This window comes from Microcystis sp. M079S1 (genome assembly GCF_020246425.1).
Taxonomy (GTDB): Bacteria; Cyanobacteriota; Cyanobacteriia; order Cyanobacteriales; family Microcystaceae; genus Microcystis; species Microcystis aeruginosa.
This window is the reverse complement of sequence record NZ_JADBSZ010000018.1, coordinates 1-12,391: the sequence shown is the minus strand read 5'-3', so window position 1 is coordinate 12,391 and position 12,391 is coordinate 1. Positions and strand designations below refer to the sequence as shown.

The window sequence follows — 12,391 nt, the reverse complement described above, 5'->3', positions numbered from 1 at the left end:
TAACCCTTATATAGAAAGGCATTTAGCGATTTTTGTCAATTGTTTTTTATCTAGAGCGAACTAATCAATTAAGTCTCTTGCCAGATAAGGATTCAGTCGATTTATGCCCCCATATCGAACCATACCAAGTCCCGAAGAGCCCCTAAAAAGAAGGTTAGAAACTAAGTAAATCAAAGCTTTTAGCTTAACGAATTAGGGGGTGCATCTCAATTTTGGAGAAATATCTATAGGACATTTTGGGCGCACGCAGTCATTGGTGTCAACTTAAGCAAGAAGCTTAATTAGGGTTGGCTGAATAAATCTAAAAACCTTGTTGGTTAAGACTTTTAGCCCTTTTGTCAATCAAAAAGTACCGGATATGGGAGTGAGCGGGGGGAAAATTCAGGGACTTTTTCTCTGAAAATTAGGTAATTGACGTCCTGAAAATGGGTAAAACCCTACACCCTACACCCCACACCCCACACCCTGCCCCCACGAGAAACTTTTTCAGCAAACCCTAATTATGAAGAGTAGCTGATAATCCAAGAGAAAGGAAGTAAAAAATGGTAAAGTGATGCGGAGAAATCAGGGGTGAGTCAGTAAAAACCCGCTCTAAGCAACGACCGAGAAAAGAGGGGAATCCCGACTTACGCCCTCAATGTCAGTCGCCAGCCTTGGCAATTCCTCAAATGCTAAGTAGTTGGACAAAAGTAAAGTTAACTGTGGGGTAAGGAGTCAGGAGTCAGGAGTCAGGAGTCAGTAAGAATTGCGGCAATTTACATTTCTTAAGATAGACAACCGAATTTATGTCCGACTACTTAGAAGAATTAATTCAATACTTAACACCTACTTTATTTACTCCGTTAAAATATCTCTGGGGAAATCATGAGAAATTAATCAGAGATAGGATTTTAAATCTACTGGTAATGGTAGCTCAGGATCGGAGCTTACTGCTATAATTGCTTACGCACAAAGATAATAAATAAAATTTATGGGCGACTTTTTTGATAACGTGAGCCGTTACCCCCGCTATCTGATTAGCTTTAGTTTAGGGATTTTCTTCGCCTTTTTCGGCTGGTTAGCCCCTTTATTAAAAAATCCCCTCACAGCGATCGCACTTGTGGGCTTTCTGGGGGGAACTTTCGCTTTTCTTTATTTCACCCTCAAAGCCATGCTCGGATTAGCTTGATACAATGGTAAGGGTTTCGCTGTTTTTAGGGGACAAAAATTATGGCTAACGACCGTCGAGTATCTCGCGTGTCCTCGCTAATTAAGCGCGAGGTCAGCCAAATGTTATTAATGGAAATTAAAGATGATCGGGTCGGTGCCGGTATGGTTAGCGTTACCGATGTGGCTCTCTCCCACGACCTGCAACACGCTAAAATTTTTGTGTCTATCTACGGCAACGAAGATGCAAAGGCCGAAACTATGGCCGGGTTAAAAGCTTCCGCGGGATTCGTCCGGCGTGAACTTGGTCAACGCATCCGTCTCAGACGTACCCCCGAAGTGGTCTTCCTAGAAGATTCTTCCCTCGAACGCGGCGATCGAATGTTACACCTTCTTGATCATATTAAAAGCGATCAGCCCCCAGAAGATGACGATTCCGATATCAGTTACCAGTGAACGGTGATCAGTAGAGGATAACTAAATTTAGACAACACTGGGAACTTAAAACTTAAACCTGATAACTGATAACTGATAACTGAATAATGAGCGATCGCATTTTATCCCTAAAAGAACGTATTGGTCAGATGATAGTAGTCCGCGCTTCCGGCTATCTCTTTGACCAACAAATCCGCTATCCTGCTTGGGAACCTGTCAACGCCACCCTGAAACATTGGTTAGAAACCCTCCACCTCGGTGGGGTGATTCTATTAGGAGGCAGCGCCGCCGAAATCGCTTTCCGCAGCCAACAATTACAAAGTTGGTCCAGCGATAATCCTCTCCTCATCGCCGCCGATATCGAGGAGGGAGTCGGCCAAAGGTTCTCCGGTGCTACTTGGTTTCCCCCCCCGATGGCTTTAGGAAAAATAGCCGAAAAAAGCTTGACAAAAGCCACAGAATATGCTAGGGAAATGGGAGCAATTACCGCTAAGGAAGCACTAGCGATCGGGATTAACTGGATTTTAGCCCCAATTGTCGATGTGAACAATAATCCCGACAATCCCGTTATCAATATTCGTTCCTTCGCTGAAACTCCCGAAATCGTCGCTAATCTAGCTCAAGCTTTTATTTTAGGGGCGGATTCCTATCCAGTTTTGACCACGGCCAAACATTTTCCCGGCCACGGTGACACCAGCAATGACTCCCATCTCGATCTTCCCATTATCAACCACGATCATCATCGCCTAGAAGCGATCGAATTGCCACCCTTTCAAGCAGCGATCGAGTCGGGGGTTGATAGTATTATGTCAGGCCATCTGTTAATTCCCGCTTGGGATGCCGAATTTCCCGCCACTCTTTCCTCGAAAATTCTCGGGGAAAAACTGCGCCAAAATCTCGGTTTTCAGGGTTTAATCGTCACCGATGCCCTGATTATGGGGGGAGTAACCAAAATTGCCAGCGCTGCCGCCATAGCAGTGAGGGCGGTACAGGCGGGGGCCGATATACTGTTAATGCCTCCCGATCCGATCGAAGCGATCGAAGCGGTGTATAGTGCCGTGCAAGCGGGTACAATTAGCGAAGCGAGAATTAATGATTCTTGGCAACGTATTCAACGAGCAAAAGAGAAATTAGGGCAAAGACAGCCATCCTTAGAATCCTTAAGCAGTTTAGCGGCACCGCAAGCTCTAGAGATTGTCAGGGATATTTTAAAAGATTCCCAAACAGTTAGCGCTAATTTACCGATTAAAGCCACTCAAGGCTGCAATTTAATCATTATCGATGATTTACTCAACTGTGACTTTCTCGATCGCTCTTGTCCGGCGGTGACAATTCCCCGACAATGGGGTTATCAAACCCAAATAATCGATCGTAGCACCTTTAATCAGTCCCTCGTCTCCCCAGAAACGACTCTCCTACAAATATTTATCCGTGGTAATCCTTTTCGGGGTAGTGCCGGATTAAGCGACGAAACGAAAGCTATCTATCAAGCTTTGCTGAAAACCGGACAGATTCAAGCATTGATTGTTTATGGTAGTCCCTACGTTTTCCAGTGGTTTCGTCAACAAAGCGGAGAAATTCCCTATCTTTTCAGCTACGGACAACAACCAAGCGCCCAAAAAATTGCCCTAGAAACTATTTTTGAGTGGCCCACTAGCGGCGAAAATCAGACTGATACTTTTCTTTAAGGGCAAAAATTGCCTAGTAACCATTGGGCAATGCGATCGGAGGCACCAGCTGCCCCCATTCTCTGACGACCATTAAAGGCGATTTCTTGCCACTGTGGGGGATTTTGTAATAAATATTCTAACTTGTCTGCTACTGACTCGGCACTATCGCCTAAGAGAATTGAACAGCCTAATAAACGCTGTTGCAGTTTGGCAAAATGAGCAGTAAATTGTGGTCCAGATCCCGCAATCGTGATCGCCGGTTTACCCAAACCAACGAACTGTTCCGTGGCAGTTCCCGCCATGGCGATCGCTAGATGGCAACGGCCTAAATATTCGGCGTAATCCCTTTGAGAAATAGTTATAAATACCTCTTGACAAATAAACTTATTTATGCTGTGTTCTCGCCAACCCTGGGAAGTTAAAGCAGCCGTAAAAGATGCCAAGGGGAGGGAAGGAGCGATCGCCGCCAAAAATTCCAGCTTATAATCGGGAAAACGTCCGATCATGGCGGCCACAGCCTCGATAATTTGCTGCCAATTGTGGAGAGATTCGGGAAAGCGCGAACCGGGTAGCAGCAGAATATTTAGGCAATCTTGGGGAAAATCGCCCGTTATCGAGGGTAAAAGGTCATCCATCATCGGATTACCCCCATCGACAACGGGAATTGACCACTGTTGTAAAATTTTGCTAGTTAAACTATCCCGGGGAAAAACCCCCCGACAGCGAGGATGAGCCATTAACCAGCGTTCCCAAGGATAATAATAGGAACCCCAGAGGCGATCGATCATCGAGCTACTATCTAACCATCCCTGCTCATCCCGGAGATAGTATTCCGATTTAGCCGTTCCCACAAAAGCATAATCTGTCCCGCTCAACCAAGCAAGGGCAAGGGGTAAGATATCTCCCACCGCGACAATTTTTCCCCTTTCTTGGCCCCAATTTCCGACCAGACGGTATTGACGGGAGGTTAATCCTAATAATCCCTCCCGCAGATCTCGCCATAATTGTTTGGCATCCCTAGTTATAAAACCCCCAGAGGGCATTTTTTGACCTTGATCGAGAAGGGGAATCCCCAGACGAGTATAGGCATAACCGTTACCCACTAGGGGTAAAGCAGTAATATCCGGACAGTGGGGAGATGATTGCAGTCTTTTAATAATCCGGATTGCGATCTCATCTTCACCGTGGCCATTACTCAAAAATAATAATTTCACTGTTTTTCTTAACTTCTGGCTTAAAGTCCTAAACTTCGGTTGTTTTATTCCCCTCGACCCTAGACAATGCTGATGGTTAGGGAACAATCAATTTTATAAAAGCAGTTAACCAACTCCCATTTAGTCTAATCTACCAGAAGGTTTCGCTGATCGCCTATCTCTGTCCTGATAGCGACCATTTGACCCAAGGTAAGCTAAACGGCTTTTACTTCGGATCACCGATATAGACTCCAAAAGGGTTATAGCTGTTGGATCATGCAGGTTAAGCGCCGTTTAGCTTAAGACTAAGAGATAAGAGATTAGTTTAACTGCTTCTATTTTTATCGATCAAAAGACCAGATTGAGTCTCCCAGAGCCAAGAAGGTCAGAAAGCTGCTCTGATCGCTATATTAAAATCAGTGGTTAATTGGCCTCCTAAGTAGGGAGGCACAATTATTTGTAGGATGGGTTAGCGGTAGCGTAAACCATGCGGGCGTTGGGTTTCATGCTTCAACCCAACCTACGTTCATCTTATATTTAATTCCACCCACCTACTTAGCGGAAACAAATGATTATCGACTTACCCGATCGAGAAGCTACTGTCAATTTAGGGGAAAAACTGGGGCAAACCTTGGCCTCTGGCAGTGTAATTTTATTAAAAGGCGATTTGGGAGCGGGAAAAACCACCTTAGTACAGGGAATTGGCTTAGGATTAGGCATTCAAGAGCCTATAGCTAGTCCTACCTTCACCCTCGTCAACGAATATAACGAAGGCCGCCTTCCTTTGTATCATTTGGATTTGTATCGTTTGCAGGGTCAAGATATCGAGGCGCTGTACCTAGAAAATTATTGGCAGGGAATCGAGGTAGATTTAGGGATAGTGGCGATCGAATGGTCGGAACGTTTAACTTTTTTGCCGGAAAATTATCTAGAGATTACTTTACTCGATCGAGGCGAGCAGGGACGACAAGCGCTGCTCAATTTTGTCGGTGGGGACGAAAAAAATAGCGACCCCACAGGAATCGCTATCAGCACTTGACTCTTGAAGCAATCAAACTTTAGCGGTAACTTTCCACTTATTCTCTAACTCGTCTTTCTTCTAAAGTTTCTTCAAAGAAACTATTGTAGAGGAAACCCGCAGCCACGGCCCCAACAATGGGAGCAATCCAGAATAACCATAATTGACCAACGAGAGCCATATTACCGCATAAAAGAGCAACACCGGTACTACGAGCGGGGTTAACGGAGGTATTGGTCACGGGAATACTAATTAAGTGAATTAAGGTCAATCCTAAACCAATAGCGATGGGAGCAAAACCGGCCGGAGCGCGTCGATCGGTAGAGCCTAAAATGATGATTAAGAACATGAAGGTCAAGACCACTTCCGTGACCAAAGCGGCGAATAAACTGTAACCACCGGGAGAATGTTCTCCGTAACCATTGGTGGCCAGAGGGTTACTGCCTCCCAGAGCGAAACTGGGTTGACCACTGGCAATAATGTAGATAATTACTGCCGCTAAAATCGCCCCTAAAACTTGAGCGATGATGTAGGGAAGTAGTTCCGAACCGGGGAAGCGTTTACCTGCCCAGAGACCGAAGGAAACGGCGGGATTAAAATGTCCCCCCGAAATATGCCCTAAAGCGTAGGCAAGAGTGAGGACGGTTAAACCGAAGGCAAGGGACACACCCACAAAAGAAATCCCCAGATGGATATTAAAATCAGCACCATCTACGACACTCTTGGCTTTACCCACAAATACTGCCGCTAAAACGGCACTACCGCAACCACCGAGAACCAGCCAAAAGGTCCCGATGAACTCTGCTAGATACTTTTTCATCTCTATATCAAGGTTGAATGATTTTGCTTTTAGGTTATCTCCCATCAGACCGGATTAAACTGTTATAAGATATTAAAAAATAGTTATTTTTTTACCTTCAATTTGCCGTTATCATGGGGAAACTATCAGCTTTTTAGGGATATAATAGTAAAAAAATTGGGAATTTCTGATAATTTCACACTTTCTTTAGATTTATCTTCTATCTTGATGTCTGATGGATTTTGGCAGTGTCTGACCCTTTCCGCCGAGTGCTAATTATGAGATGATCGATGCAGGAAGAAAAAGCGATATTTACTATCAACAATACTTTTTATCGACCGGAGAGTAAAATCGTCCGAGATTTAGGAGTTTTAGCGGCGGCAATTGCTCAAAAAGAGCGAGGAAGTTTGCGCGTTTTAGAAGTAATGAGCGGCTCTGGTGTGCGAGCGCTCAGGTATTGGTTAGAAAGTGGTGCGGATTGGCTGTGGGTTAATGATGGTAATCCAGAAATTAAGCCAACTTTAGACGCTAACTTAGAGAGTTTATTACAACAGAAAAAAGGGAAGATAACCTATAAATCTGCTCAAGAAGTTCTCCTAGAATGTTATCTTGAAAAAGACCATTATGATCTAGTTGATATTGATGCTTTTGGTTCTCCTGCATCTCTGTTTAGTGCTATTCCTTTAGCCACTAAAATCGGTGGTTTAATTTATCTGACTAATACCGATGGACGGACGCTGACGGGTCATAATCTAGAAAATAGTTTAGCTGATTATGGAGCCTCTGCTCGCAATCATCCGGCTGCCCACGAACAGGGATTAAGATTAATTATCGCTGGTTTGCAATTAGAGTCGGCCCGATTAGGTTTAGGAATTACGCCGGTTTTTTCCTTCTTTTTTGGTCAAAGTTATCGGGTGATGGTGCGGTTAACGGCTAATAGACAATTAAATAGTCATAACTACGGTTTTCTCGGTTATTGTCATAGCTGCGGGGAATATCAATCAGTGCTTTGGTCGAAGTTAGGCAAGATAGTTTGTTCTGGGGACGGGCAACCTTTAACCTTAACTGGACCCTTGTGGTTAGGCAGTTTACACGATCGCTTTTATCTAGAAAAGATGGCAGATTTGGCCCATCAATGGCAGTGGAAAAAGGTAGTTAAATTGTTAGAAATAATGAGGGAAGAAAACGATTTTCCTCCCTATTTTTATAGCTTTCGGGAAATTGGTAGAAGGGGCAAATTAGACCTACCCAAAAGGGAAGATTTAATTGCAGCTCTCTTAGAACAAGGTTATCGAGCCGCTGCCACCCATATTAACCCGCAAGCGGTGAAAACTAACGCTTCTTTAGCCCAATGTATCGCACTACTCAAGGACTAATTAGGGTCTGCTGAAAAAGTTTTTCGTGGGGGTGGGGTGTGGGGTGTGGGGTGTGGGGTTTTACCGATTTTCAGGGGGTCAATTTTCCCCCCCGATCACCCCAAGGTCTGGCACTTTTTGATGGGAAAAAAGTCTAAAATTCTTATCCAACAAGGTTTTTAGATTTATTCAGCAAGCCCTAATTAGTTAATACCAATAACTAGAACTTTGTTGGGGTTCAGGGGCAAAAGCTAACCAGTAGGGGAATTGTAAAAGAGCGAAATTGAGCCGTTCTTCGGTATCATCGATGATAATGAGCGGTGAATACTTATCCTCGATTAAACGTTCCGCTTTTTGAATTAAAGCTTCGGGAGACTCAAAGAGAACGATGCCGCGGTCTGGTCCAAAATCGGCGCGGGAAATGCCGAGACAATCTTGGAGGCCGCGCCGCCATTCGCCTAAACGTTCGGGACTATTAGCCAGAACTAGAGAACGGAAGCGATCGCCCTGTAATTCCGCCATAATCGAGATAATTGCCGAAGCGACCAGAATATTCTGGAGACGGCTGCCCATACCGCGAACAGTACCCCGGCCCCCCTGTTTAAAGAACCACTGTTGCACTCGTTCGGCGTGAATTGGTTCAAAAGTGCGCCGTAATTGCCAAGGGGGACCGTAATAGTCAGGGCGACTGCGATAACGGTCTAAAAGAGCTTGGATGCGCTGATTTTGCTCAGAAAAGCCCTGTCTAGGGGTGGATTGTCCCACCGGTTCCGATTCATAACCCGAACGGTTAGAACGACGGGGTTCTTGCCAATTATCCTGGCCCTGGTTACTGGTGCGGGGGGGACGGGGACTTTCTTCTCGATAATCCCGGCCTTGACTGCCACGGGATGGGCGCGGGTTTTCCTCCCGTTCGATCCGCAGGGGGGGTTCCACGGAGCGGGGGGATTTTTCGGGGGTTTCAAAACGGGGTAATTCCAACTGTTCGGCGGCCGCGGCCAAATCCTGTAAACTGCCCACCAGATAGTCTTTAAATCCCTGAACCCGCACGGCCATATCCTGGGAGACTCCGGCGAAATTACTCCGCATTTCCTGCCGAATACGCTCACGACGGCGTTCTAACTGTTCGATCGCCAATTCTAAAGCCTGTTTGCGTTGTTCTAGGTCTTTTACGCCTTCCTTGAGCATTCTTTCGATTTGAGCTTTGATATCCCCTAGTTCTTCGGCGATCAAGCGTTCTTTTTCCGCTTTTAACGCCGAGATTTCTGCCGCTAGGCTCTGTTTTTGCCGTTCTAGAGCCTCGATTTCTGCCCGTAGAGGTTGCGCCTGCGCTGCGGGAACTAATTCGCCTTCGGGGGCGATTGCCGATGGCAGCGGATTCTCTACCGGGCGATCGTTCCAGAGATCATCAAAACTAAATTCTTCGACAGATTCATTGGGTAAGTCTGTCATTTTGTCAAGGGGTAAAACATTAAAATCTTCTGAATTCATCGGCTTTAGAAATGCAGAGCGAACAGAGGGCTAAGGCAGGCAATTAAGTAAGTGGTTCTAATTAATAGACGATAGATCTTGCCTTTGATCCCCCCTGCCCCCCTTGATAAGGGGGGTGCCGATAGGCGGGGGCTCCCCCCTGCCCCCCTTGATAAGGGGGGTGCCGATAGGCGGGGGCTCCCCCCTGCCCCCCTTAATAAGGGGGGTGCCGATAGGCGGGGGGATCTGACAATTTTTAACACCTACCCACTTAAGACGCTATTAGCTAGATTTTATTTTATCTCAATCTTAGTTCGCTTCTGAGTCGATCGCTTGCGGTGCTGCTAAAGGATAGTATTTTTCCAGGCACAGTCTCAGGGTTGCGCTGTCAAAGATAATGGGCAAAAAATGAATGCTGTTAATTTCTTTGAAATAAAATAAGATCGGGACTTTATTCCAGAAAATTCGCCAATTTTGCCATTCTCGGTAGGGAAAGGAGCGAATTTGTTGCCCGGACAGATAGACATCTAAGGAGGTGGGGGTAAACTGGAGGCGAATGCGGGTAGTCTGGAACATCAAGAATAGCCCTAACAGGGAGAAAATTATGCCGAGCCAGACCTGTAAAAAGAGTAAAGGCAGCGATAAAATTACCAAAAACAGGGGAATTCGATAGTTAGGAGCCAGTTCGATCGTTCCTGTTACTTCTTGCGGGGAAATAGTTTTCATCGGTGTCCCTATCGGCAGTCAGCCAAAATATCTTCGCTTCTAGTTTATCGCATTGTTTTTCGAGAGGCGATCGAAATAATCGAGACTCGATCGGGGATGATCTGGTAGTGTCATGGCATCGTAGAAGGAGACTTTACCCCCATAGGCACGCCGGAGATTAAAATCAGTTAAGACCTTGGATCTTTGATCGGCGAGGATCAATTCTTTATTTAAGAGGATTAAATCAGCAAAATGAGTGATAGATTCGCCTAAATCATGGTTAACCACCAGGACAATTTTATTTTCTTTGGCTAACTCACCAAAGATATTAAAAAGAATCCCCTCGGTTTTTTGATCTACCCCAACGAAAGGTTCATCAAAACAGAAAATCTCCGCTTCTTGGGCCAAAGATCTGGCTAAAAAGACTCTTTGCTGTTGTCCCCCCGACAGCTGACCGAGGGGACGATGGCGTAAATCAGCCATTTCCACCCGTTCTAGGGCATTTAAAGCCTGTTGACGACTAATATGGGAAAAAGGACGAAACCAACCCGTTTTTCTGACTCTCCCCATCATTACCACATCCCAAGCGGTGACGGGATAGGTCCAGTCGATTTGAGATCTTTGGGGAACATAAGCGACTTTATCCAGTTGTTGCTGTAGAGATTGCCCTTGATAGTTAACGCTTCCCTGTTGTACGGGAATTAATCCTAGCATGGCTTTGATCAGGGTACTTTTGCCCGCACCGTTGGGACCGATAATACCGGTTAATCGTCCTGGATGAATTTTCAGGGTGATATCCCGCAGGGCTTCCACGCCGCGATAATATACTCCTAGATGACTAACTGTAATTGTCGTTTGCATAGTTGTTACCCCGAGTCTCCAGTTCTAGCATAACTAAAAATGAGACAATTATGAAGCAACCATGAAAAGATTATGAAAGATAGGACTGGTGAGATTAATCGCCACTCAGTAAAGCTTCCACGAATTCGTAACTGGAAAAAGGCCGCAGATCCTCGATTCCTTCCCCAGCGCCAACAAAGCGAATCGGTAGGTTAAGCTGACGCGCCACGGCAAGGGCAACACCCCCTTTAGCTGTACCATCGATTTTAGTCAGGATCACGCCGCTTAATTGGGCAGCTTCCGAGAAAACCTCGGCCTGTCGCAGCCCGTTTTGTCCTAAAGTGGCATCGAGAACTAGAAGGGATTCCACCACGGCATTCTCGGCTTTTTTGTCGATAATGCGGCGAATTTTGCTTAATTCTGCCATTAAGTTCTTTTTATTCTGCAATCTTCCCGCCGTATCCACTAAGAGTAATTCTACCTCCCTGGATTTAGCGGCTTCGATGCCATCGTACACCACGGCGGCCGGGTCGGTATTTTTGCCCGGGTTGGCAATTACTTCGACTTGCGATCGCTCTCCCCAAACTTTCACCTGTTCCACGGCAGCAGCGCGAAAGGTGTCGGCAGCGGCGATCATACAGCTATAGCCAGATTGTTTAGATAAATGTGCTAATTTGCCGATAGTCGTTGTTTTACCGACTCCGTTAACTCCTGTGAGCATCCAGATATTTAATTTGCCTTTTTCTGGCTCAAAACCGGGGTTGCTATAATTGGCTAAAGGTGCATCTAAAATCTCGCGGATAATTTCTTTGAGATATTCGATCGCTTTTTCGGGGGGCAAAGCTTCCTGTTTTAGCTTATTTTGGAGGGTAGTGATAATATAATCGGTGGCATCTACCCCCACATCGGCCTGAAGCAATAAAGCTTCGATTTCCTCCACCGCGTCTTGATTGAGGGGACCCTGACCGACCACGGCCTTAAGCTGATTGACCAAGCTGCGGCGCGTTTTGCCTAAACCCTGACGCAATTTTTTTAACCAAGTGATTTCTTCTTCCGAAACGTCCTCTGCTTGTCGTCCCTGATTGGCTAAAACTTTGGCGGACCAGATAAAGTCCTCATCTGGTTCTGTAGGGGTTTCGATGGCGGTTTCTTTGAGAATTTCGAGGCGATCGGATTTTTTCAGCCATGCGGGGGTATTATCCTCGGTTTCTTCTTCTTTAACTGGTTCTTGCTCTTGCGGAGGTTCCGTTTCAGCAATGGATGTTTCAGGGGTTTCGCTCACGACGGCCTCGGCCGTGGCTTTTTTCTCTTGAATATTTTTAAAGGCTTTTTTGGCCCAATCTAAATAGTCTTCCTGACTGGTTGCCTCGCTGGGGGTTTCCTCTACGGGTGCAGGGGGTGCTTGTTCTTGTTCGGGTTGGACTTTCTGACGACGGAACCAGTTAAACATAGGAGAAACTAAACATAAAACTATTTATCTAGTTTATCTTAACCCTTGGGGTGAGCAATTTTGATAGTTAGATTTTTAATTGTGGATGTCTCAGCATTTTTTGCCAGAGATTAAGAGAAAAATATGATCCGAGCAACTCAATCGATAGCCTTACTCAAGGATAACTTTATCTCTTTTTAGAGAAATGCTGTATCCTAGAAAATAGAATAGGAAGGAGAGTCAAAAATGTTAAGCGCTACCGAAACTAAATATTATACTCCCGAAGAATATCTCGCCCTAGAGGAAACGTCCGAAGATAAAAATGAATATC

General features: G+C 45.5%; 11 protein-coding genes and 1 pseudogene. 6 read left to right on the top strand and 6 right to left on the bottom strand.

Annotated features, from left to right (window positions below):
- Nucleotides 1-970 precede the first annotated feature (970 nt).
- The 3 genes from IM456_RS00985 to IM456_RS00975 all read left to right on the top strand — a co-directional run bounded on the left by IM456_RS00985 (nt 971) and on the right by IM456_RS00975 (nt 3,269).
- Nucleotides 971-1,168, top strand: a complete 198-nt coding sequence (locus IM456_RS00985; RefSeq protein WP_002737592.1) for a DUF751 family protein — start codon at nt 971-973, stop codon at nt 1,166-1,168.
- A gap of 41 nt (nt 1,169-1,209) precedes the next feature.
- On the top strand, nt 1,210-1,602 hold the full coding sequence (rbfA, locus tag IM456_RS00980) for a 30S ribosome-binding factor RbfA (protein WP_149985276.1): 393 nt from the start codon (nt 1,210-1,212) through the stop codon (nt 1,600-1,602).
- A gap of 86 nt (nt 1,603-1,688) precedes the next feature.
- The gene (locus IM456_RS00975) at nt 1,689-3,269 is read left to right on the top strand and encodes a glycoside hydrolase family 3 N-terminal domain-containing protein (protein ID WP_287692339.1); all 1,581 of its coding nucleotides are present in this window, start codon (nt 1,689-1,691) and stop codon (nt 3,267-3,269) included.
- Here the strand turns inward: IM456_RS00975 and IM456_RS00970 are convergent.
- The gene (locus IM456_RS00970; protein ID WP_287692337.1) at nt 3,266-4,465 is read right to left on the bottom strand and encodes a lipid-A-disaccharide synthase-related protein; all 1,200 of its coding nucleotides are present in this window, start codon (nt 4,463-4,465) and stop codon (nt 3,266-3,268) included. The two genes, IM456_RS00975 and IM456_RS00970, sit on opposite strands and share 4 nt — an antisense overlap.
- Nucleotides 4,466-5,012: 547 nt before the next feature.
- On the opposite strand from IM456_RS00970, the gene tsaE reads away from it, so the two are divergent.
- Nucleotides 5,013-5,483, top strand: coding sequence for a tRNA (adenosine(37)-N6)-threonylcarbamoyltransferase complex ATPase subunit type 1 TsaE (tsaE, locus tag IM456_RS00965; protein WP_130758149.1), 471 nt, complete (start codon nt 5,013-5,015; stop codon nt 5,481-5,483).
- Between the two features lie 37 nt (nt 5,484-5,520).
- Here tsaE and aqpZ read toward each other — a convergent pair whose 3' ends face one another.
- Entirely contained in the window at nt 5,521-6,282 is a 762-nt protein-coding gene (aqpZ, locus tag IM456_RS00960; RefSeq protein ID WP_232023686.1) for an aquaporin Z, read from the bottom strand.
- A 269-nt stretch (nt 6,283-6,551) separates the two neighbouring features.
- Here aqpZ and IM456_RS00955 point away from each other — a divergent pair, with 269 nt between their 5' ends.
- Nucleotides 6,552-7,637 (top strand): class I SAM-dependent methyltransferase, encoded by a 1,086-nt coding sequence (locus IM456_RS00955; RefSeq protein WP_149985273.1) that lies wholly within the window; start codon nt 6,552-6,554, stop codon nt 7,635-7,637.
- A 186-nt stretch (nt 7,638-7,823) separates the two neighbouring features.
- On the opposite strand, the gene IM456_RS00950 is transcribed toward IM456_RS00955, so the two are convergent.
- The 4 genes from IM456_RS00950 to ftsY all read right to left on the bottom strand — a co-directional run bounded on the left by IM456_RS00950 (nt 7,824) and on the right by ftsY (nt 12,081).
- On the bottom strand, nt 7,824-9,107 hold the full coding sequence (locus IM456_RS00950) for a DUF3086 domain-containing protein (protein ID WP_287692329.1): 1,284 nt from the start codon (nt 9,105-9,107) through the stop codon (nt 7,824-7,826).
- 288 nt (nt 9,108-9,395) lie between these two features.
- Nucleotides 9,396-9,812, bottom strand: coding sequence for a DUF3119 family protein (locus IM456_RS00945; protein WP_287692328.1), 417 nt, complete (start codon nt 9,810-9,812; stop codon nt 9,396-9,398).
- Between the two features lie 39 nt (nt 9,813-9,851).
- Entirely contained in the window at nt 9,852-10,652 is an 801-nt protein-coding gene (locus IM456_RS00940; RefSeq protein WP_149985270.1) for a metal ABC transporter ATP-binding protein, read from the bottom strand.
- A gap of 94 nt (nt 10,653-10,746) precedes the next feature.
- The gene (ftsY, locus tag IM456_RS00935) at nt 10,747-12,081 is read right to left on the bottom strand and encodes a signal recognition particle-docking protein FtsY (protein ID WP_287692327.1); all 1,335 of its coding nucleotides are present in this window, start codon (nt 12,079-12,081) and stop codon (nt 10,747-10,749) included.
- 225 nt (nt 12,082-12,306) lie between these two features.
- Here ftsY and IM456_RS23170 point away from each other — a divergent pair.
- A pseudogene (locus IM456_RS23170) lies at nt 12,307-12,391 on the top strand (Uma2 family endonuclease); the annotation flags it as partial.

What these genes read in the sequence shown, in the direction of transcription:
- IM456_RS00985 (WP_002737592.1), top strand. Translation starts at nt 971, where the DNA reads ATGGGCGACTTTTTTGATAACGTGAGCCGTTACCCCCGCTATCTGATT.
- rbfA (WP_149985276.1), top strand. Translation starts at nt 1,210, where the DNA reads ATGGCTAACGACCGTCGAGTATCTCGCGTGTCCTCGCTAATTAAGCGC.
- IM456_RS00975 (WP_287692339.1), top strand. Translation starts at nt 1,689, where the DNA reads ATGAGCGATCGCATTTTATCCCTAAAAGAACGTATTGGTCAGATGATA.
- tsaE (WP_130758149.1), top strand. Translation starts at nt 5,013, where the DNA reads ATGATTATCGACTTACCCGATCGAGAAGCTACTGTCAATTTAGGGGAA.
- aqpZ (WP_232023686.1), bottom strand. Translation starts at nt 6,282, where the DNA reads ATGAAAAAGTATCTAGCAGAGTTCATCGGGACCTTTTGGCTGGTTCTC.
- IM456_RS00955 (WP_149985273.1), top strand. Translation starts at nt 6,552, where the DNA reads ATGCAGGAAGAAAAAGCGATATTTACTATCAACAATACTTTTTATCGA.
- IM456_RS00950 (WP_287692329.1), bottom strand. Translation starts at nt 9,107, where the DNA reads ATGAATTCAGAAGATTTTAATGTTTTACCCCTTGACAAAATGACAGAC.
- IM456_RS00945 (WP_287692328.1), bottom strand. Translation starts at nt 9,812, where the DNA reads ATGAAAACTATTTCCCCGCAAGAAGTAACAGGAACGATCGAACTGGCT.
- IM456_RS00940 (WP_149985270.1), bottom strand. Translation starts at nt 10,652, where the DNA reads ATGCAAACGACAATTACAGTTAGTCATCTAGGAGTATATTATCGCGGC.
- ftsY (WP_287692327.1), bottom strand. Translation starts at nt 12,081, where the DNA reads ATGTTTAACTGGTTCCGTCGTCAGAAAGTCCAACCCGAACAAGAACAA.